Origin of the sequence: Acidothermus cellulolyticus 11B (genome assembly GCF_000015025.1) — a bacterium.
In the GTDB taxonomy this organism is placed as follows: Bacteria; Actinomycetota; Actinomycetes; order Acidothermales; family Acidothermaceae; genus Acidothermus; species Acidothermus cellulolyticus.
In genome coordinates, this window is sequence record NC_008578.1 from 1505502 (window position 1) to 1525128 (window position 19627).

Here is a 19627-nt window from a genome sequence, read left to right on the forward strand (position 1 = left end):
CGGTCACCTCCTCGGTTCGCGGTCGGCGGTCCACAGCGGCTGCATCATGTGCCAATCCTGCGGGTGGGCGGCAATCGCCGCGGCAAACGCATCGGCGAGCTGCTGGGTGAGGGTGGCGATCCGCTCGGCCCGGTCGGTGTCCGGGGCTGGGGGTGGGACGTCGAGCGGCGGGAGGACCCGAGCGCCCCAGCCGTCGATGCGCCGACCGTTCTCCCCTCGGCGAGTGAACCAGAGTTCCACCGGCAGGAGCGCAGCGCCGGTGGTGACGGCAAGGGCAGCCGGACCGGGCGGCAACGTCGTCTCCTCGCCGAAGAATTTCACCGGGACGCCGTCACCAGCAAGGTCGCGGTCGGCCACCAGGCAGACGACACCGCCGGCACGCAGGCGGCGCACCAGCGTGGTGAAGGTGGATCGGTCCCCGTCGAGGCCGAGCACTTCCATGCCGAGGCGTTGCCGGACGGCGACGAAGCGCCGGAAGAGGCGGTCGGGTCTGAGCCGTTCGGCAACCGTGGTGAACGGGTAGCCGTGCCGGGCAAGCCACGCCCCGGCGTGATCCCAATTGCCGAGATGCGGCAGGGCGAGGATGACGCCGCGGCCGGCTTGTGCGGCCGCCTCGATGTGCTCGAAGCCTTCGACATCCATGCCGTCGTCGATGCGCCGACCGAGTTTGGGCAGCCGGAAGAACTCCACCCAGTACCGGGCGTAGGAGCGGAGTGCGTCCCGCGTGAGGGTGCGCAGGTCGGCGTCCGGGCCCACTACCCGGGCGAGGTTTCGTTCGAGTTGACCGACCCCTGGCGTGCGCCGCCACCAGAGCAGATCGGCGAGCCCGAAGAAAACGGCACGGACAACCGGTTCAGGCAGGGTCTCGGCGGCACGGGTTGCCGCCGCGAGCAGGCCGTACCAGGCCCGGCGGCGTAGGCGCTGCAGCAGGGAGCGCCGCTTCGGACCGGGATCGCGGGAGGTCGGCTGGTTGCCGTGAGTCATGGTCATCGGACGAAGAGTCGGAGTCGGTGCGGCGAGGCACGAACGGCCGGCTCGGAGGCGGCTCCGACAGGGGTCGCCCGGTCGGCGGGTGGCGGGCCGGCGGGGGCTGCGACCCCGGCGGGCGCTGCGACCCCGGCGGGCGTTCCGAGGGAAGCCCGAGTCTGCCGGTACACCGCGACGAACCGCTGGACGACGGTGACGGCGCTCGCGACGGCCAGCAACCAGAGCCCGATCGCCGCGACGTACGGCACTCCCAAGCCACTGACGCCCGTAGCTACGAGGACGACGATGAGCCGTTCGGTACGCTCGGCGATTCCGACGTCGCCGCGCAGGCCGAGCCCCTCGGCGCGGGCGCGTTCGTACGAGATGAGCATCGCGGTGACCAGGCAGAAGAGGGTAAGGCCGGCGAGCACCGGCTGCCGACCGCCGTGGGCGAACCACCACGTCAACCCAGTGAAGATCGCCGCATCGGCGATGCGGTCCATCGTGGAGTCGAGGAAGGCCCCCCACGGTCCGGTGCGGCCAGCGGCCCGAGCAAGGGCTCCGTCGAGCATGTCGAAGCAGACCAACGCTCCGATGATCAGGGAACCCCAGAAGAGCTGGCCGCGCGGATACAAGATGAGCGCCACCGCGGTGACCGCGGCCGTGCCAACAACAGTGATCACATTGGGGTTGACGCCGCGCGCGGCGAGCGCCGTGCCGATCGGGGCGAGGAACCGCTGAAGCGGAACACGTACGCGCTTCAGCATGGCGCTCCTCGGTGGTCGACTCCGGTCGGATGGACGCTGCTCATGGTATCGGTCGGCCAGGCCGGCGAACCGCGTCTTGGCGCCAGCCGGTGGATACGGCGAAGCGGACCGGTGGATAGTACGCCGGCCGCGCCCGCAGCGCCCGCCTCCGCACGCCGCGGCCGTCGCTGCCCGCGGCCCCCGCGCCCCAGCCGCGCCCGCAGCGCCCGCCTCCGGCCCCCCGAGCCCCAGCCGCGCCTGCAGCGCCCGCCTCCGCCACTGCCCGCCCCGGCCGCTGCAGCGCCCCTCCCCCCGCACGCCGCGCCGTCGCTGCCCGCGCCCCTCCCCCGCCGCGGCGCCCCAGCCACGCCGGCCGGCGACGTCTTCGGCGAAGTGCTTGTCGGCGGCGACCCGCGAGGAGCAGAGTCGAAGAGTCTCCCACGTGCGAAGGAGGATCCCATGGCAGACAAGGCGTCGAGCGGATCTGCGGCGGCCGCCGGCAGAGTACCGGTGGTCGACCAACCCGAGCGGATTCGCAATGTGGTGTTGGTCGGCCATTCCGGAGCTGGCAAGACAACGTTGGTGGAGGCGTTGCTCCTCGCCGCCGGTGTCATCAACCGGATGGGGCGGGTGGAGGACGGCACCACGGTGACGGATTTTGATGAGGCGGAAATTCGTCAACAGCGGTCGATTTCACTGGCGCTCGCGCCGCTGGAATTCGACGGCGTCAAGGTCAATCTTCTGGACGCGCCGGGATACGCGGATTTTGTCGGGGATTTGCGGGCGGGGCTCCGGGCCGCGGACGCCGCACTGTTCGTCACGTCGGCGGCGGACGGCATCGACGGCTCGACCCGGATGCTCTGGGAGGAGTGCGGCCGGGTGGGCATGCCGCGGGCCGTCGTCGTCACCAAACTGGATTCGCAGCGGGGGAATTTCGACGAGGTGGTCGCTGAATGTCAACGCGCGTTCGGCAATGGAGTGGCGCCGCTGTACGTACCTGTGCGGCCGGCTCCGGACGCGCCGCCGTCCGGTCTCCTGGGTCTGCTGTCCGGGCAGGTCGCCGAATATCGCGAGGGACGCCGTGAGGTGCGGCCGGCCGCCGACGAGCAATGGCGCGCGGCCGAAGCGGTGCGCAACAGTCTGATCGAGGGCATTATTTCGGAGAGTGAAGACGAAACCCTGATGGACCGCTATTTGGCCGGCGAGGAGATCGACGAAAAGACGGTCATTGCGGACCTGGAAAAGGCCGTGGCCCGCGGGTCGTTTTATCCCGTGCTCGGCGCATGCGCGCCGAGCGGTTTAGGTACCGTGGAGATTCTCGAACTCATCACCCGGGCTTTTCCATCTCCGGTTGAGCGGCCGATTCCGCCGGTGATGAGCTTGTACGGCGGTCCGCAGCGGGAATTGTCCTGCGATCCGAAAGGACCCCTCGCCGCTGAGGTCGTCAAGACCACGTCCGACCCTTACGTGGGACGCATTTCGTTGGTGCGGATTTTCTCCGGGACGCTTCGCCCGGACACCACCGTGCACGTTTCCGGCCACGGCATGGTGGACCGCGGACACGAGGACCACGATGTCGATGAACGGATCGGCGCACTGAGCTGCCCGCTCGGCAAGACGATGCGGCCGATTCCCCACGGCATTGCAGGGGACATTGTCGCCATCGCGAAATTGAGCCGTGCGGAGACCGGCGACACCCTCTCCGACAAAGACACTCCCCTGCTGATGAGCCCGTGGGAAATGCCGGAGCCGCTCCTGCCGGTGGCGATTCATGCGAAATCCAAGTCGGACGAGGACAAGCTCTCCCAGAGCATCAACCGGCTGGCCGCCGAGGATCCGACCTTGCGGATCGAAATGAACGCCGAGACCCACCAGTTGGTGCTCTGGTGCATGGGCGAGGCGCACGCGGACGTCGTCCTCGACCGGTTGAAGAGCCGGTACGGGGTGGAAGTGGAGACCGTGCCGCTGCGGGTACCGCTCCGGGAAACGTTCGCCACCAAGGCGACGGGTCACGGCCGCCACGTCAAACAGTCCGGCGGTCACGGCCAGTATGGAATTTGCGACATCGAAGTGGAACCGCTGCCCGAAGGGAGCGGTTTCGAATTCGTCGACAGAATTGTCGGCGGTGTCATTCCGAAACAGTTCATCCCGTCGGTGGAGAAGGGCATTCGCGCCCAGATGGAGAAAGGCGTCGTCGCCGGGTATCCGGTGGTGGATATTCGGGTGACCTTGGTCGACGGCAAGACGCATCCGGTGGACTCGTCGGATATTGCGTTTCAACTTGCCGGGGCGCTTGCGCTCAAAGAGGCGGCGAAATCGGCGCAGATGCTCATTCTGGAACCGGTCGATGAGGTCGGCGTCCTGGTGAGCGATGAGTACGTCGGCGCGGTGATGAGCGACCTCTCCGGACGACGGGGCCGGGTTACCGGAACCGAACCCGTCGGGCAGGGCCGCACGCTGGTCAAGGCGGAAGTGCCGGAAATTGAAATCACTAGGTACGCGGTGGATTTGCGGTCCCTTTCCCACGGCACCGGGACGTTCACCCGCAAACGGCTGCGTTACGAGCCGATGCCGGCTCACCTCGCACAGAAGGTCATCGCCGAATACAAGGAGGAGTAACAGGCTCGTGCCGGAAGGGTCGTCGGGACGCCGGCGCGAACGCTGCCGCGGCTGGGACGCTGCCGCGGCCGAACACCGGCACGGCCAAGACGCCGACACGGCTGGACGCTGGCGCGCGCCGAAACGCGCGCCGAAGGGCGGCCGGCGGGCCGGTCACGCCGAGGTTTCCGCCCAGGTTTTGGCCAACAATTCCCTGGTGTCGCGGAGAAGTTGCGGCAGAACCCGGGTCCGCCCGATCACCGGCATGAAATTCGTATCCCCGCCCCACCGCGGAACGATGTGCTGGTGGAGATGCGCGGCGATCCCAGCGCCGGCGACCGGCCCGAGGTTGATGCCAATGTTGAAGCCGTGCGGATTCGACGCAACCCGCAGCACCCGGACGGCCCGCTGGGTGAACGCCATGAATTCTGCCGCTTCGTCGGCGCGCAGGTCGGTGAGGTCGGGAATGTGCCGGTAGGGGACGACGAGCAGGTGTCCGGCGTTGTAGGGAAAAAGGTTGAGGACAGCGTAGACGAGTGTTCCGCGGGCGACCACGAGGGCCTCGTCGTCCGGCTGATTGACCGCCACGCAGAACGGGCAGACCGACGGATCATTAGGGTCACCGGCCGGTTTTGCCTCCCCGCGGATGTACGGCAGGCGGTGCGGCGTCCAAATGCGGGTGAACCCGTCCGGGACGCCGACCCCTACCCCGGTGTCGTGACCCGGATCGGCGGTTGGCTGCTCCGCCGTATCTGCCGCGGCCGCACCCAGATCGGCGGTGGGTTGTTCCGCGGTATCTCCACCCGTACCGGCGCGGATCCGCGACCCGCTGTCCAGCCCGGCATCACCGGGTTGGCGTGCCGCGCCGGGCGAATTCCCAGCGGTGGCAGCCGACGTGTGCGGACGGATGGTGTCGTCGCTGGTCATGGGGGTCACACCTGAATGCGCCGGTCGATGGCATCGCGGATTTCGGCGACGGCGTCAGCAATCGGCACGCCGTTCTTCTGGGATCCATCGCGGTATCGGAAGGAAACGGCGTGGCGGGCGATGTCGTCGTCGCCGGCAATAAGCAGGTACGGGATTTTCTGCTTGGCGGCGTTGCGAATCTTCTTCTGCATCCGGTCATCGGAGTCGTCGACCTCGTAGCGGATGCCGGCGGCGCGAAGGGACGCACCGACGGTGTCCCGCAAATACGGCACGTGCGCGTCGCTCACCGGGATCCCGACGGCCTGCACCGGGGCGAGCCACGGTGGGAACGCTCCGGCGTAGTGTTCGAGCAGGACGCCGAAGAACCGCTCGATGGAACCGAAGAGCGCACGGTGAATCATGACCGGCCGTTGCCGGGTGCCGTCGGCGGCCTGGTATTCCAGGTCGAAACGCTTCGGCAGGTTGAAATCCAGCTGGATCGTGGAGATCTGCCAGCTTCGGCCGATGGCGTCCCGGGCCTGCACGGAGATTTTCGGCCCGTAGTATGCCGCACCGCCTGGGTCGGGGACGAGCTCGAGGCCGGAGTCCCGTGCCGCGGCTTCCAGTGCTTCGGTGGCTTGCGCCCAATCGGCCGGGTCACCGACGAATTTCGGGGAGTCGTCGCGGGTGGAGAGCTCGAGGTAGAAGTCGGTGAGCCCGTAGTCGCGGAGCAGGTCGAGGACGAAGCGGAGGAGGTCGCGGAGTTCGGCGCCCATCTGCTCGCGGGTGCAGAAAATGTGGGCGTCGTCCTGGGTGAAGCCCCGGGCCCGGGTGAGGCCGTGGACGACACCGGATTTCTCATACCGGTACACCGTGCCGAATTCGAAGAGCCGCATCGGCAATTCGCGGTACGAGCGGCCGCGGGACCGGTAAATAAGAATGTGCATCGGGCAGTTCATCGGTTTGAGGTAGTAGGTGACCCCGCCGTCAAGCTCGAAGGGCGGGAACATTCCTTCGGCGAAAGACTGCAGATGCCCGGAGGTGGCGAAGAGATCGTGCTTGGTGATGTGCGGCGTATTGACGAACAGATAACCGGCCTTTTCGTGCTGCAACCGAGAGTAATTCTCCATTTCCCGGCGGATGATGCCGCCTTTGGGGTGGAAGACGGCGAGGCCGGAGCCGATTTCGTCGGGAAAACTGAACAGGTCGAGTTCGACGCCGAGCCGCCGGTGGTCGCGTCGTTCAGCTTCGCGGAGCAGGTCGAGGTATTTCTGCAGCGCGTCGCGAGATTCCCAGGCGGTGCCGTAAATCCGCTGCAACTGCGGGTTAGTTTCCCGGCCCCGCCAGTAAGCAGCAGCTGTGCGGGTGAGGGTAAAGGCAGGGATGTGCCGGGTGCTGGGCAGGTGCGGGCCGCGGCAGAGGTCTTTCCAGGCAAGGCTGCCGTCGGGACGGAGGTTGTCGTAAATGGTGAGTTCTTCCCCGCCGATTTCCGCACCGGCGCCTTCGGTGTCCGCGGCGGCGGATTTCACCGAAATGAGCTCGAGTTTGTACGGTTCGCCGGCGAGCTCGGTGCGGGCTTGCTCGTCGGTGACGACCCGCCGGCGGAAAATCTGGCCTTCCCGGATGATGTCCCGCATCCGCTGTTCGATCCGCCGCAGGTCGTCGGGGGTGAACGGCTGAGCGGTGTCGAAGTCGTAGTAGAAGCCGTTCTCGATCGGCGGACCGATGCCGAGCCGGGTGCCGGGGAAGAGCGCCTGCACCGCTTGAGCGAGGACGTGCGCGGTGGAGTGGCGGAGGATGCTCCGCCCGTCGGGCGTGTCGATCCGGACCGGTTCCACCTCGTCACCGTCGGCGAGCACGGTGGCAAGGTCGCGGAGCACCCCGTTGATCCGGACGGCGATCACGGCCCGGTCGTCGAAGAGGGTGGCCGCGGTGGCGCCGACCGGTACCTCGCGCGGTTCACCACCGACCCGCACCCGGAGTGTCGCGGGCTCACCGGCGGGCGCGGATCGCCCGGGGGCGCGTTCGGTGCCGGCGAGTGCGGAGTCCGACGCGTGGTTCGGCTCGGGGTTCGGTTCGGTCACGGGCGCTCCTCGCGGGATCGTCGTTCGCTGCCTGCCGTGCCGATGCTAGTGCGCCGCCGGACCGGGCCATGACACCCGGCGTGGGCCGCGCGGCACGGCGGTGGGCTCGGTCGGGGCGCGCGCTACGGCTGCGGGCTGGATCGGGGCACGCGACAAGGCGGCGGGCTAGGTCAAGGCACGCCCCACGTCGCGGGCTGCGTGCTGGCCCGGGCTGGAAGCTGGGTCCGTCCGGTTGGCGAACGCTAAGCTGCAGTCCTCCGACGGGTGGAGCTGACACCTGTCGCGAATATGCCGACAATGCCACAGACGTTGGTCGTCCACGGTGATCGTGGTCAACCGCGACGCCGCAAGACGGCTTCACGCCGGGTGGAATCGCGGGCGAATCGATCCGCGCTCGCGAAGCGGCATGCGGATGCGGTAACGCCCTGGCGCCGGCCGACGCTCTCCGCGTATCTCTTTGAGCAAAAGTTCGACGGCGGTTCGGCCCAGCTCATAGTGCGGAAGAGCGACGGTCGTCAGCGGCGGCCGAACCCACGTCGCATAGATATCGTCATCGAAGGAGACGACTGATACGTCGTCGGGCACCCGGAGGCCGGCGTCGGCCAGTGCTTGGTAGGCACCGAGGGCCAAGCGGTCATTGAAGCAGATGAGTGCGGAGAGCTCCCGCACCTCTCTGAGCAGCCGGTGGGTCGCTTCCCAACCGTGATGTGGTTGCCAGTCGTCGCAGCCTACGGCAGCAGCGATGTCGATTCCCTCTGCCGTGAAGACTTCTTCGATGCCCTGAAAACGTTCAATGGCCGCGAGACTATCGGTGCGGGTCCGTCCAGGTCCCACTCCGATAAGTCCGATGCCCTCACGATGTCCCGCCTCGAGCAAGGCGCGCGCCGCCGTGCGACCCCCTTCGATCTCGTCTGGTACGACGGAAACGATCGGCTTAGGACGGGCCGGTACCGCGTTGAGCAGAATCGAGGGCCGCTCGCCAAGCGACTTCGGGGGGAGCAGGGCACGCGTGTACATGGAGGCGAGGACAATTCCATCGACCTGCCGGTCGACCATCGCCTGGACCAGCTCTTGCTCTAATTCAGGATCTCCCTCGGATTCAGCGATAAAGAGTAAATAGCCATGCTCGCGAGCAGCGTCCAAGGCACCCCAGATCAAGTGGCCCGCGAACGGCGCCGTGGAGATCGTATCCGAGACCAATCCGATCGTATGCGTCGTCCCCGTGCGCAGACTCCGGGAGACGGCGTTCGGCCGGTAGTCCAAGACACGCACGGCATGGAGCACCCGCGCCTCGACGTCCGCCGAGATTCGCATGTCTTCTCGGCGCCCCGAGAGGACGAAGGACGCAGCCGTCTGCGAAACACCGGCAAGACGTGCGACGTCCGCGAGGGTAACCCGCTTCTTTGCCATGGTGATCCGCAGTGTAACGCGATGAAACGTTACCCAGTAGGGCTTGACAGGTTCAGCAGCCTCATGGAGAATGCCATCTGACCGTGCTAATACGCTTTAGCTGGACGGAGTAGCGATCGGCTTACGTTGATTGCACCGTCCACGACCGGTGAGGAGACCCTCGCTCGTTGCGTTCCCAGGCGCGCGGTGGCACGGCCGCGCCCTCAATTGAGGAGGCACGACATGATAGTCGACACTAACCGCGAGGTGAACCCGCGCCGCGGTTGGCGACGCGCAGGTCAGGTGACGGGTGTTGCCCTGGCACTGGCTCTCACGATTGCCGGCTGTAGCAGCGGGACAAAGACTTCGTCGTCACCGTCAACAAACCCACCGACGACATCGCCGTCGCAAAGCTCCAGTATCACGGCGTCGGGCGGGCCGCCAACCGAAGAGCAGGCATGCGGCACCAAGCCGGTAACCATGCAGGCGTACGTCGAAACGGGCTTCCCCGACGTTATCGACCTCATGCACCTATTCACCAAGCAGTACCCGAATGTGACGTGGAACATCCGGCAAGACCAATTCGCGGTCCTCACCCAGAATGCACCGCTCGTGCTCTCCGGGCCGAATCCGCCGGACATCATGCGTCTGCCACAGTTGAGCGGCCTTGTCCACGATCATCTTCTCAAGAACCTCGACTCCTACTATGACGCGTACGGATGGAGCTCCTTCCCGTCGGCGCAGTTAGCGCAACTGCGGATGCCGCCGAGCGGTCACCCCAGAGGAAGCGGCTCTCTGTGGGCGATGGGCCTCAACTACAGCCTGACCGGTGTCTTCTACAACAAGACGCTGGCCGCGAAGATCGGAATGACCAGCCCGCCGAAGACGCTCGCCGAATTCGATGCGCTCCTCGCCAAGGCGAAGGCGGCGGGCCTCACGCCGATCGTCCAGTTCAACGGGGGCGCGACGGGTGGTCTGCTCTTTCCGCTGCAGCAACTCATGGCCGACTACGGTCCGACAGACGCCATCAATAACTGGATCTTCCAGAAGCCCGGTGCCACGATTGACACGCCGTCCAATCTCGAAGCAGTCAAGCACCTCAAGCAATGGATCGACAACGGCTACTTCAACAGCGACGCCAACGCCACCGACTACGCGAAGATGATGAGTAAGTTCGAACACGGCGAAGGTGTGTTCATGTTTGACGGTGACTGGGAATCAGGAAATCTCGACAAACTCATGCCCGGCCAGGTCGGCTTCTTCCTCATGCCGCCGCTGAAGGAAGGCGACAAGTACGCAGCCATGTCCGCACCCCTGACCTACGGAATTGCTGCGACCGCCAAGCATGCGGATTGCGCTGCCTTCTTCTTCAACTGGGTCGCGACCAACCCCGACGCTCGTCAGATGAACGTCGAGGTCGGCGGGTCCAATCCCGGTGGTCCGCCGAATCTGCCGATCCCGGTCAAAGAAGGAACTCTCGTCGCACAGACACTGGCGGCAGGGAAGATCATCGCTCAGGAGAACACGGCTATGGACTTCATTGCCAACGCGACCGGAGCGATCTATGCGCAGGCGTGGACACCCGAGGTTCAGAAACTGTTCGCCGGACAAGAGAGTCCTGAGGGTGTATTGCAGAAGGTCCAAGCCGCCTATGAACAGGAGATCAAGAGTGGTGCATAGCTGACCCGGAAGTGTCAGCAGCCACAAAGGGGATGCTCCGTGAACCGTACGATGATCCAAGCGGTCAACACCGCCACCGATAGCGCCCCACGGCGGGCCCTCACCACGAGGGCCCGCCACCGGCCGTCACATCTCGGCTGGCTTTTCCTCATTCCGGCGCTCAGTGTGTATGGAATCTTCGTCCTGTGGCCCATCCTTCAAACCATCCGTTACTCCTTCTATTCATGGGACGGCGTTGACAAGCCGCAATGGGCTGGGCTCCGCAACTTTCGGGCCGTATTCACCGATCCACAACTGACGTCCACGCTCGTGCATGTCGCCGAGCTGATTCTCTTCTTCACCGTCATCCCCGTCGGGCTCGGGCTCGTTCTCGCCGCCATCATGCAACGGGTGACGTCAAGAAGAGTGACATCGGTTGCACGCGCAGTCCTCATCTTGCCTCAGATCGTGCCGCTGGTAGCGGCCGGCATTGCGTGGAGCTGGGTCCTCTCGTCGTCCGGCGTGGTCAACCAAGTGCTGCAGGCAATCGGCCTTCGGCACATCACCCGTGCCTGGCTCGGCGACTTCACGACGGCGCTGCCCTCGGTCGGGCTGATCGGCGCATGGGTCTTGCTCGGACTCTGCACCGTCCTATTGTCCGTGGGAATGGGGAAGATTGACGCGAGTCTCTATGAAGCCGCCGTACTTGACGGAGCCGGACGCATACGCGAGTTCTTCGCCGTCACACTTCCCAGCATGCGCAATGAGATTGCCGTCTGCGTCACGGTGACGATGATTTCGGCACTCTCCGCGTTTGACATCGTCTACATCACCACGCAAGGCGGACCAGGTAACGCGACCATGGTCCCGGGCTTAAAGGTTTACCAATTGGCATTCTTCAATCGGCAAGTCGGGCTTGCGTCTGCGTTGGCTCTCGTTCTGATGGTCATCGTGATCCTCTGCATTATGCCGGTGCAATCGCTGTCGCGACGGAGTGGCGACGAATGACGGAGAGACGTCAGGAAACCCTCATCAGCAGCGTCTTACTCGCTGCTGTCTTCGTGGTCACCTTGCTACCCTTCGCCAGCCTCTTCACCACTGCACTGCACACGTCAGGCACGTACCCCACGGGGCTCAGCTGGCCGAAGCATCCGCAATGGCACAACTTCGTCGACGCGTTCCATGCCGCCGACATGGGGGCGATTTTCCTCTCCAGTACAAGCATTGTGCTCGGCGTCGTACCAGTCGCGATCGTGCTTGCCACACTCGCCGGTTTCGCGTTAGGCCATCTGCGGCCGCGAGGCGGGCGCGCGGCGTTCGCGGTCTTTCTTGCCGGGCTGACCCTCCCGTTGGAGGGCGTCATCGTCCCGCTGTATTACGAGATCCGCGATTTTCACCTCTTGAACACCCGGTTTGCTATTATCCTGCCGCTTATCGGCCTCTACATGCCGTTCGCCGTCTACTGGATGCGCGCGCACTTCCTGGCGATGCCCAACGAGTTGTCCGAAGCCGCCCGCATCGACGGCGCCACGACGTGGCAGCTCTTCTGGCGGATACATCTGCCGCTCGCCCGTCCCGCCGTGACGGCACTCGGCATTCTCCTGACAATTTGGACGTGGAATCAGTTCTTGTTGGCGATCGTCCTGGTGGACGATCCGAAGAAGCGCACGATGGCGGGTGCGCTCGGCGCATTCCAAGGCCAGTGGGGAACAAATATTCCACTGCTCGCTGCCGGTGCGCTGTTTATTCTTACACCCATGCTCATCGTATTCCTCATATTCCAGAGAAACTTTGTCGTTGCTCTGCTGCAAGGATCGGTGAAGGGCTAGCACATGCATGGCGACACGTTGGCGATCCGCTCTGCGGTCAATACCGTCGGGTCACCCGCTGTGAGTGACGGCGGCGGCTCATGACGCTACGACTGGAAGACAAGTGGGTATGGGATTTCTGGTTTGCCGTCGACGGTGATGAATATCACGTCTTCTATCTTCAGGCGCCACGTTCTCTCGGCTCGCCGAATTTGCGTCATCGGCATGCATCCATCGGTCATGCGGTGTCGACGGATCTTCGGACGTGGTCAGTTCTACCTGACGCGGTGCTGCCCGGCACTCCCGGCAGCTGGGACGACCTGGCCGTATGGACGGGAAGCGTCATTCGACGTGGTGACACCTGGTACATGTTCTACACCGGCATCAGCAGTCGTGACCAGGGTCGCGTGCAGCGGATTGGGCTCGCCGTTTCGCAAGACTTGATAGCGTGGCGGAAGCATCCAGCAAATCCGGTGCTTGAGGCTGACCCGAGATGGTACGAGCTTCTTGACTTATCCCGCTGGCGGGACCAGTCCTGGCGTGATCCGTGGGTCTTCTACGTGCGGGAGGACGACAGCTTCCACCTGCTGGTTACCGCGCGGGTTCCCTACGGTCCGCCCGACGAGGCCGGGGTGGTCGGCCACGCACAGTCCGCCGATTTGGTGAACTGGACGGTACTCCCACCGCTCACTCAGCCCGGTGAATTCGCCCAGGCGGAAGTGCCGCAGCTGGTGTATTACCACGATACGTACGCGCTGCTCGTCTCCTGTCTCGCGGAAGATCACTCTCGCAAACGCCGCGCTGAAATGCGAGAGGTCGCCCAGACCGGTACATTCGTCGCGTACGCCAGCGATTTTCGTGGACCGTACACGTGCTTCGAGGGACCGCTCGTTCCGGCTAACAATCCGCTCGGCCCCTTGTATGCGGGAAAACTTTTACACGCAGGAGATCAGTGGTGGTATTTTGCGTTTCGCGGTGATGACAGCCGGGAGTTTCACGGCGAGCTCATTGATCCGCTGCGTGTCGGCCAGACGGCGTCGTCGCGAATAGCGGTCGAACGTCCGCGGGGTTGGGTGCACCACGACGGACAGGATTGAGGTCGGCACGGAGCCGCACTCTGCGCCAAGCGCGACGCCGTCCATCAATCGCCGCAAATGCTCCTCACGGAGGCTCTACCCAGCACCCCCGGAACGCCATTGCCGCCGCGGGCTAGTAGTCCTCCGGGGTGAGCACCTGTAACAATTCGGCGACCACGTGAATGTCTGCGCCGCTGCGGAAGACGATCGGCGGGAACTCCGGATTGATCGGCTCCAGCCGGATCACGGTGTGCCGCCAGGAGCCGTCCCAGGTGCGGGCTTTTTCGCTCCGGTACCGCTTGACGGTGTACGAGCCGCCGGTCTCCGGATCGGTGAAGTCGCGGCACTGCACCAGCACGATCTTGTTGTTTCGGCTGCCTGGTTGGGCGCGGCGGAAGAGGCACCATGCACCGTCTGGAATGAGCGGCTCCATGGAGCGGCCGACGACCCGCGCGATGAACATGAACGGATCGACGGCCCGGTAACGCGGTGCCTTTGCCCAGCCCAGCGGTTCCGGGATCTGGGTTCCGCTGAACCCGCCCGCTGCTGCGGCGAGATCGTAAATGGGGACGTACGGGCGAAACCGTTGACCCGGTGGAGGTGCCGGCAGGACTTTCAACTCCGGCGTCGGTGCGAAGGGCTCTGTGCGCGGTGCCGCCGGAACCACCGGCTGGACGACGGACGGCGGCCCTTCGGTAGTCGGCACGGGCGGACGCTGGTCAGCGGCCGGTGGCCCTTCGGTAGTCGGCGCGGGCGGACGATGGCCGGGGGCTGGTGGCCCTTCGGCGGGCGCGTACCCGGCCGGGCGGTGTCCGAGGGACGCGCCCGGGTGCTGGCCAGCAGGCGCAGTCCCGGCCAGCGGGCTCGGCAGCTGGTCGAGCAGGGCAAGCCAGGGCGGGGCGGGCGGAAGGGCCAGGGCTGAGCGGGATAGTTGGAGCGGGGTAGCCCGAGTGGGTTAACCGGCCAGCGCAGGCCGGCCCGGACCCCGGACGCTCGGAGGAGCACCTCCGAGACCGTTGTGTCGGATGGAATACCGCCCGCGGCCTTCTCGTTACGATCAATTGAGCTAAACGATCACACGGCGGTAGGGACTCGGTTACACGAACGTCGCGCGGCACGGAGCACACCCAAACCTCCCGCGCCGCGCGGAGTGCGGAGAACCGCGCGTCCGCCGCACGGTGGTGCCTTCGAGAAAGGAGGTCTCTATGGATGGAGTCGTCCTCGCCGGACGAATTCTCTTCGCCATTCTCTTCGTCATGTCCGGTTTGAATCATCTCACCCGCTTGTCCATGATGTCGGGCTACGCAAAGAGCCGGGGGCTCCCCGCACCGAAACTCGCGGTCGCCGGTTCCGGAATTGTCATTCTCGCCGGCGGACTGATGGTTGCGCTGGGGATTTACGCAGACCTCGGTTCACTTCTCCTGGCCGCCTTCTTGGTATCGGCCGCGTTCCTCATGCACGCTTTCTGGCGCGAGAAGGACCCGCAGGCGCGTGCGATGGAGCAGGTGCAATTCTCCAAGGACGTCGCCCTCCTCGGCGCAAGCCTCGCCCTCTTCGCCTTTTTCTCTCACGCCGGGTCGAGTCTCGGCCTGACCATTACGGGTCCGCTGTTTCACATCAACTGACGCCGGACCCCCGTCCAGGCCTCCAATCCTTCCGGTTCCGAGGCGCAGCACAGCCTGCGCCTCGGAACAGTGCCCATGTCACCGATCCTTCCATCCGCCCGGTCAATTACAGACCCGCAGCGTTCGGCGTCGCCCGCGTCAATTTCGCGAATTTCTCATGACGCCGACTCCACACGGGTGGCGACCGTCATGCGCAGTCCTCACCGAGGTGTGACGGCCGGTGACGTGCAGTCCCCCACAGGGACGCGCGGCGGCCAAGAATATACGCCGACGGATGCGCGACTGCCGATAATGCGCAATCTTCCACGGGACGCACAGCGACCGGCGATGCGCGGAGGCCACAGACATGCGGCGATAGGCGATACGCCACCGCCTGCCGACGCCGACTCGGCAGCGGTGCCGGCACCTATGTTCCCGCCGAAGCAGTGACGCCACCAAAGAGGTAGCGCTCAAACGTCGGCGCGACCAGAGCAGCGACGTCAGCAGGCGGTGCACTCGCCAACGGCTCAACCGCGACAATGAACCGGGCAAAAACAAGGCCGAGAAAATGCGACCCGACGAGGGTGATGCGCAGCGCCGCGTCCGGGGCATCGAGGAGCCGGGTAAGCGGCGCGACAACCTCGTTGCGCAGAAAATCGCGCATCATCGGGGCAATCGCCGGATCACCGGCGGCCGCCCGCATGACACCGACCATGCGCTCGTATATCGTCGGCTCCGCCAATACTCTCGTCAACACCTCCCGAATGCGCTGACGGGCAGCCCGCCGCGGACCGGCCAGCACCTCACGCAGCACCTCGGCGGGATGCACCGGTAATCCGACCGCGGCAAGAAACAGACCCTGCTTCGATCCAAAATAGTGGGCGATCATTCGCTGATCGACACCGGCATCCGCGGCAATAGCACGCAACGATGCGCGGGTGTAGCCGTCAAGGGCGAACCGATGCCGGGCAGCTTGCAGGATCAGCAGCTGGGTTCTGGGCAGCTTCGCACCGGCATCGATGACGCCTGGCGTGGCTCGCGGACCAGGAAGCGGCCCGCCTGCCGCTGCGGACTGCGCACGGTCCGGTGTTTTTCTGCCGCGAACCACAGTGCCCACCTCCTGTCGCTCTTCCATCATCGATGGTTTGGCCCTGCCACTCGGTCACATCCGGGACCGGCCGACCGCGCCACGGCCGGATCGCCACCAACACCGTGCCGCCAGGTCACACCCGGGACCGGCGAACCGCGACAGGCCGGATCGCGACCGCCGTCCCATGACCCGCGCATGTCCGGGGCCGCCCGGCCGAGCCACAGCCATTGTCACCCTCGGTATTGCACACCGTCCGCGGCGTACGACATCCCATCGCAATCCCCCCGCCTGTGGTATCGGGGCGAGCTGACGCATCCGGTGCGCGACGACTCGATACGCCTGGTCAGTGCCGGTCCGAGGACACGGTAGGGGTTGTGACGTGACACGCCGGATGAACGCCGACGCGTGACCCGCCCACCATCGCGGTCCGACAGGCCGGAGCAACGCCGACGGGCGATTCGCGCCAGTATTACGGCCCGACACGTCCGACGCTCTCGGCACTTGACACGCCCACGACGCCGGGCAAAAATGAACACCGTGACAAATTCAGCAGCCGATGAATTTAAGGACTCGGCCGGCCCGTCCGCCGACGCCATCGAGATCGACGAGCTGACGGTCCGGTTCGGCAGTCGAGATATTCTGCGCAGCATCACCGCGCGGGTGGCTTTCGGCCGGATCACCGGTTTGCTCGGGCCAAGCGGGGCCGGTAAGACCACGCTCATGCGGGTCATTGTCGGCGTCCAGCGGTTCACCGCCGGAGGGGTGCGGGTGTTGGGACGCCCGGCCGGCGCCCCGGAGCTGCGGCATGCCGTTGGTTATGTGACGCAGGCGCCCTCGGTGTATGCCGACCTCACCGTTACAGAGAACCTGCGGTATTTCGCTCGACTCGTCGACGTCGACCAAACCCGCATTGATGACATCCTGACGCTCGTCGACCTCCGGACACAAGCCCACCAGCTCGCCGGCACTCTCTCCGGCGGTCAACTCTCCCGGGCCTCGCTGGCAATCGCCCTTCTTGGCAGGCCGAAACTCCTCGTCCTTGACGAACCGACGGTCGGGCTCGACCCACTGCTGCGCCGCAGCCTCTGGCGTACCTTTCACGACCTGGCCGCCGACGGCGTCACCCTGCTCGTATCGACCCACGTCATGGACGAGGCGGACCGTTGCGACGACCTCATGTTGTTGCGCGACGGTCAGGTACTCGCCGCCGGAACCGGCGTGGAGCTTCGCGAACGTGCCCATGCCGCCACCATCGAAGACGCGTTTCTCACCCTCGCTGGAGCAACCCCATGACGAATCGCCCGATCCGCCGACGACAGACGTCAACCACCGGAACACGTACGGCGGCGAAAGCGGAAGCCGGGCACAACCGAAGCCTTGCCGGCGTCGGCGGTCGGTTCCGCACCGCCTGGCGCAGCGAACGTCCACACGCGGCGGCGGCAATGGCCACGGCGATTCGGGTGGTCAACCAGCTGCGGCGCGACCACCGGACACTTGCCCTGATACTCGTCATGCCACCAGGAATCCTCGCCCTGTTCCGGTACGTCTACGACGCACATCCAGCTATTTTTGCTCGCATCGGCGCGCCGCTGCTCGGGATTTTCCCACTCGTCATCATGTTCGTCGTCACGTCCATCGCGATGCTCCGCGAGCGCCGGACCGGAACCCTCGAACGGCTCATGACACTTCCCATCGCGAAAATCGACATTCTTGCCGGGTACGCACTTGCATTCGGTGCCGTTGCGGTCGTGCAAACCGTCGTTGCCGTGGCAATCGGCGTCGGACTTCTCGACGTACACACCCACGGTCACACGACGGCACTTGCCGCCTTGGCGATTCTCGCCGCACTCTTCGGCATGGCGTTCGGACTTTTCGTCAGCGCCTTCGCGCGCACGGAGTTCCAGGCGGTCCAATTCATGCCCGCGCTGCTCTTTCCGCAACTCATTCTCGGCGGACTCTTTGCGCCGCGGGACGAGTTTCCCCGCGTCCTGGAAATAGTCTCCGACATCCTCCCCTTGAGCTACGTGTACGACGCCGTGGTGCGCGCTCTGGCAGGCGATTCGAGCGGCCTTTTCTGGCGGGACGTCGGAATAATCGCCGGCGCCACTGTGGTCGCGCTCCTGCTGGGCGCGGCGACGCTGCGTCGTCGTACCCGTTAGCCAGCCCAGCCCCGGGAGCCAGGCGGCAAGGTGCGCCGGAGGACGGCCGGCGGGGAGTGCCGTGGGCGTACATGGATTCGAACCATGGACCTCTGCCGTGTGAAGGCAGCGCTCTCCCGCTGAGCTATACGCCCGTCGCGACCGGGCCGCGGCGAATGCCCCGGACACAATCTCCCGGCGAGGCGCTACTTTACACGCCCGCGCCGGTGGATGGGACACCCGTAGGCGCACCGGTGGACGTAACACCGATCGCCCGCACCGGTGGACGTAACACCTGCAGGCGCGCCTCCACGACCCGAGCCGGGGCAAGAGCCGCCGTACTCGCCAGCGCACCGCAAGATCGGCCAGGCAATCCACGCGAAACTGAACCGACGATGCGCCAGTCGCGTGATAATCACCACAGGACAGGGAATGTCCGGAAGGTCGAACCCCGGCCACCGTCGAAAGGACGGCGATCATGAACGCGTCCGTCCACATCATCGAGGTCACCGAGTTCCACCTGCTCCTCGACGGCGATAGCCGCGTCATAACCGCCCGACTCCATTACGACCCAGCCGACCCCTACGTGATCACCGTGCACTTTGACACCGGCGTAACGTGGGTGCTCGGGCGCGATCTCTTGGCGGACGGCCTGCACATGGAGATCGGCGACGGTGACGTGCATCTTCGCCCGGAGGGTGACCAGCTTTTCCTCACCCTGCGTTCGCCGAGCGGCGAGGCGCTCCTTGCCGCTTCCCGATCAGCCATCGCGGGTTTCATGGCGGATACCGAGCGGGTCGTACCGCGAGGGACCGAGCACCTGCGCGTCGATCTCGACAAGGAGCTCGCCCGGCTCCTCCCGTAGCGCCGTCCGGGACGCGGCCGGACGCGCTTCGTGGCCTCGCCCGGCTGCGGTCAGGACGCGACGGGACGCGACCTGGCTGTTGTCGGGACGCGACGGGACGCGGCGCGCCGCACGTCGTGAGCGCGTCCGGCTTCGGACGGTCCGCACGTCGTGAGCCCATCCGGCTTCGGCCGGGACGCATGTCGTGACCTCGCCCAGGTGCTGTCGTGGGGCGCGCCGGGAGCCCCGGCGCCACGGCGCGCGACGCGACCCGTAAGGATGGGCGGGCCGGTTTCCGTCTCGCCGCCGAATCGGTTAGAGTGCAGAACGCAACGGGGTGCAAGCCCCCAACGCGGACGTGGCTCAGTTGGTAGAGCATCACCTTGCCAAGGTGAGGGTCGCGGGTTCGAGTCCCGTCGTCCGCTCGGAGGCGCCCGGACGGCGTCGCAGGGCCGGATGTGATCAGGCCCCCCGGCGGAGTGGCCGAGTGGCTTAGGCAAGGGCCTGCAAAGCCCTGTACGCGGGTTCGATTCCCGCCTCCGCCTCACCTCTCGGCCGGCCCGATCCCACGGGAACCGAGCGGACGCGTCGGGCGCTTAGCTCAGTGGGAGAGCGCTACCTTGACACGGTAGAGGTCGGCAGTTCAATCCTGCCAGCGCCCACCATTTCCGACTGCCGTCGGATGTCAAAGGCAGTCGGACATCGTTACTCATCGCCGC

General features: G+C 65.7%; 16 protein-coding genes and 4 tRNA genes. 12 read left to right on the plus strand and 8 right to left on the minus strand.

Annotated features, from left to right (window positions below; translation table 11 throughout):
* Positions 1-3: 3 nt before the first annotated feature.
* Together ACEL_RS06960 and pgsA are read right to left on the minus strand one after the other, a co-directional pair.
* Positions 4-990 (minus strand): phosphatidylinositol mannoside acyltransferase, encoded by a 987-nt coding sequence (locus ACEL_RS06960; RefSeq protein WP_011720189.1) that lies wholly within the window; start codon positions 988-990, stop codon positions 4-6.
* The gene (pgsA, locus tag ACEL_RS06965) at positions 987-1733 is read right to left on the minus strand and encodes a phosphatidylinositol phosphate synthase (protein ID WP_011720190.1); all 747 of its coding nucleotides are present in this window, start codon (positions 1731-1733) and stop codon (positions 987-989) included. The genes ACEL_RS06960 and pgsA overlap by 4 nt, the downstream gene beginning before the upstream one ends.
* Positions 1734-2171: 438 nt before the next feature.
* Between pgsA and ACEL_RS06970 the strand changes: the two genes are divergently transcribed.
* Positions 2172-4331, plus strand: a complete 2160-nt coding sequence (locus ACEL_RS06970; RefSeq protein WP_011720191.1) for an elongation factor G-like protein EF-G2 — start codon at positions 2172-2174, stop codon at positions 4329-4331.
* A gap of 153 nt (positions 4332-4484) precedes the next feature.
* On the opposite strand, the gene ACEL_RS06975 is transcribed toward ACEL_RS06970, so the two are convergent.
* The 3 genes from ACEL_RS06975 to ACEL_RS06985 form a co-directional block, all read right to left on the minus strand.
* On the minus strand, positions 4485-4985 hold the full coding sequence (locus ACEL_RS06975) for an HIT family protein (protein WP_420794987.1): 501 nt from the start codon (positions 4983-4985) through the stop codon (positions 4485-4487).
* 257 nt (positions 4986-5242) lie between these two features.
* Positions 5243-7192 (minus strand): threonine--tRNA ligase, encoded by a 1950-nt coding sequence (thrS, locus tag ACEL_RS06980; RefSeq protein WP_041835554.1) that lies wholly within the window; start codon positions 7190-7192, stop codon positions 5243-5245.
* A 465-nt stretch (positions 7193-7657) separates the two neighbouring features.
* On the minus strand, positions 7658-8710 hold the full coding sequence (locus ACEL_RS06985) for a LacI family DNA-binding transcriptional regulator (protein WP_011720194.1): 1053 nt from the start codon (positions 8708-8710) through the stop codon (positions 7658-7660).
* A gap of 222 nt (positions 8711-8932) precedes the next feature.
* Here ACEL_RS06985 and ACEL_RS06995 point away from each other — a divergent pair, with 222 nt between their 5' ends.
* The 4 genes from ACEL_RS06995 (at position 8933) to ACEL_RS07010 (ending at position 13253) form a co-directional block, all read left to right on the plus strand.
* Positions 8933-10369 carry an ABC transporter substrate-binding protein gene (locus ACEL_RS06995; protein WP_011720195.1) on the plus strand — a complete coding sequence of 479 codons (1437 nt, stop codon included), beginning with the start codon at positions 8933-8935 and terminating at the stop codon, positions 10367-10369.
* A gap of 39 nt (positions 10370-10408) precedes the next feature.
* Positions 10409-11356: a carbohydrate ABC transporter permease gene (locus ACEL_RS07000; protein WP_011720196.1), complete on the plus strand. Its 948-nt coding sequence runs from the start codon at positions 10409-10411 to the stop codon at positions 11354-11356.
* Entirely contained in the window at positions 11353-12177 is an 825-nt protein-coding gene (locus ACEL_RS07005) for a carbohydrate ABC transporter permease (RefSeq protein ID WP_011720197.1), read from the plus strand. The genes ACEL_RS07000 and ACEL_RS07005 overlap by 4 nt, the downstream gene beginning before the upstream one ends.
* A gap of 80 nt (positions 12178-12257) precedes the next feature.
* The gene (locus ACEL_RS07010) at positions 12258-13253 is read left to right on the plus strand and encodes a glycoside hydrolase family protein (RefSeq protein ID WP_011720198.1); all 996 of its coding nucleotides are present in this window, start codon (positions 12258-12260) and stop codon (positions 13251-13253) included.
* Between the two features lie 112 nt (positions 13254-13365).
* Here ACEL_RS07010 and ACEL_RS07015 read toward each other — a convergent pair whose 3' ends face one another.
* Positions 13366-13938, minus strand: a complete 573-nt coding sequence (locus ACEL_RS07015; protein ID WP_011720199.1) for a S24 family peptidase — start codon at positions 13936-13938, stop codon at positions 13366-13368.
* 499 nt (positions 13939-14437) lie between these two features.
* On the opposite strand from ACEL_RS07015, the gene ACEL_RS07020 reads away from it, so the two are divergent.
* A complete protein-coding gene (locus ACEL_RS07020; RefSeq protein ID WP_011720200.1) occupies positions 14438-14857 on the plus strand; it encodes a DoxX family protein in 420 nt (139 codons plus the stop codon).
* Positions 14858-15263: 406 nt separating this feature from the next.
* On the opposite strand, the gene ACEL_RS07025 is transcribed toward ACEL_RS07020, so the two are convergent.
* A complete protein-coding gene (locus ACEL_RS07025; RefSeq protein WP_169303197.1) occupies positions 15264-15944 on the minus strand; it encodes a TetR/AcrR family transcriptional regulator in 681 nt (226 codons plus the stop codon).
* A gap of 510 nt (positions 15945-16454) precedes the next feature.
* Between ACEL_RS07025 and ACEL_RS07030 the strand changes: the two genes are divergently transcribed.
* Together ACEL_RS07030 and ACEL_RS07035 are read left to right on the plus strand one after the other, a co-directional pair.
* A complete protein-coding gene (locus ACEL_RS07030) occupies positions 16455-17219 on the plus strand; it encodes an ABC transporter ATP-binding protein (RefSeq protein WP_011720202.1) in 765 nt (254 codons plus the stop codon).
* Positions 17216-18085 (plus strand): ABC transporter permease, encoded by an 870-nt coding sequence (locus ACEL_RS07035; protein ID WP_011720203.1) that lies wholly within the window; start codon positions 17216-17218, stop codon positions 18083-18085. Before ACEL_RS07030 ends, ACEL_RS07035 begins: the two co-directional genes overlap by 4 nt.
* A gap of 62 nt (positions 18086-18147) precedes the next feature.
* Here ACEL_RS07035 and ACEL_RS07040 read toward each other — a convergent pair.
* Positions 18148-18219: transfer RNA gene (locus ACEL_RS07040), tRNA-Val, on the minus strand.
* Between the two features lie 323 nt (positions 18220-18542).
* Here ACEL_RS07040 and ACEL_RS07045 point away from each other — a divergent pair.
* The 4 genes from ACEL_RS07045 to ACEL_RS07060 all read left to right on the plus strand — a co-directional run bounded on the left by ACEL_RS07045 (position 18543) and on the right by ACEL_RS07060 (position 19573).
* The gene (locus ACEL_RS07045; RefSeq protein WP_011720204.1) at positions 18543-18929 is read left to right on the plus strand and encodes an SsgA family sporulation/cell division regulator; all 387 of its coding nucleotides are present in this window, start codon (positions 18543-18545) and stop codon (positions 18927-18929) included.
* A gap of 331 nt (positions 18930-19260) precedes the next feature.
* Positions 19261-19333: transfer RNA gene (locus ACEL_RS07050), tRNA-Gly, on the plus strand.
* A gap of 48 nt (positions 19334-19381) precedes the next feature.
* Positions 19382-19453 (plus strand) — tRNA-Cys (locus ACEL_RS07055).
* 45 nt (positions 19454-19498) lie between these two features.
* Positions 19499-19573 (plus strand) — tRNA-Val (locus ACEL_RS07060).
* Positions 19574-19627 lie beyond the last annotated feature (54 nt).

Coding starts and splice junctions, on each gene's coding strand:
- ACEL_RS07010 (WP_011720198.1), top strand. CDS start 12,258: ATGACGCTACGACTGGAAGACAAGTGGGTATGGGATTTCTGGTTTGCC.
- ACEL_RS06970 (WP_011720191.1), top strand. CDS start 2,172: ATGGCAGACAAGGCGTCGAGCGGATCTGCGGCGGCCGCCGGCAGAGTA.
- ACEL_RS07005 (WP_011720197.1), top strand. CDS start 11,353: ATGACGGAGAGACGTCAGGAAACCCTCATCAGCAGCGTCTTACTCGCT.
- ACEL_RS06985 (WP_011720194.1), bottom strand. CDS start 8,710: ATGGCAAAGAAGCGGGTTACCCTCGCGGACGTCGCACGTCTTGCCGGT.
- ACEL_RS07020 (WP_011720200.1), top strand. CDS start 14,438: ATGGATGGAGTCGTCCTCGCCGGACGAATTCTCTTCGCCATTCTCTTC.
- ACEL_RS06995 (WP_011720195.1), top strand. CDS start 8,933: ATGATAGTCGACACTAACCGCGAGGTGAACCCGCGCCGCGGTTGGCGA.
- ACEL_RS07030 (WP_011720202.1), top strand. CDS start 16,455: ATGAACACCGTGACAAATTCAGCAGCCGATGAATTTAAGGACTCGGCC.
- ACEL_RS06960 (WP_011720189.1), bottom strand. CDS start 990: ATGACCATGACTCACGGCAACCAGCCGACCTCCCGCGATCCCGGTCCG.
- ACEL_RS07035 (WP_011720203.1), top strand. CDS start 17,216: ATGACGAATCGCCCGATCCGCCGACGACAGACGTCAACCACCGGAACA.
- pgsA (WP_011720190.1), bottom strand. CDS start 1,733: ATGCTGAAGCGCGTACGTGTTCCGCTTCAGCGGTTCCTCGCCCCGATC.
- ACEL_RS07045 (WP_011720204.1), top strand. CDS start 18,543: ATGAACGCGTCCGTCCACATCATCGAGGTCACCGAGTTCCACCTGCTC.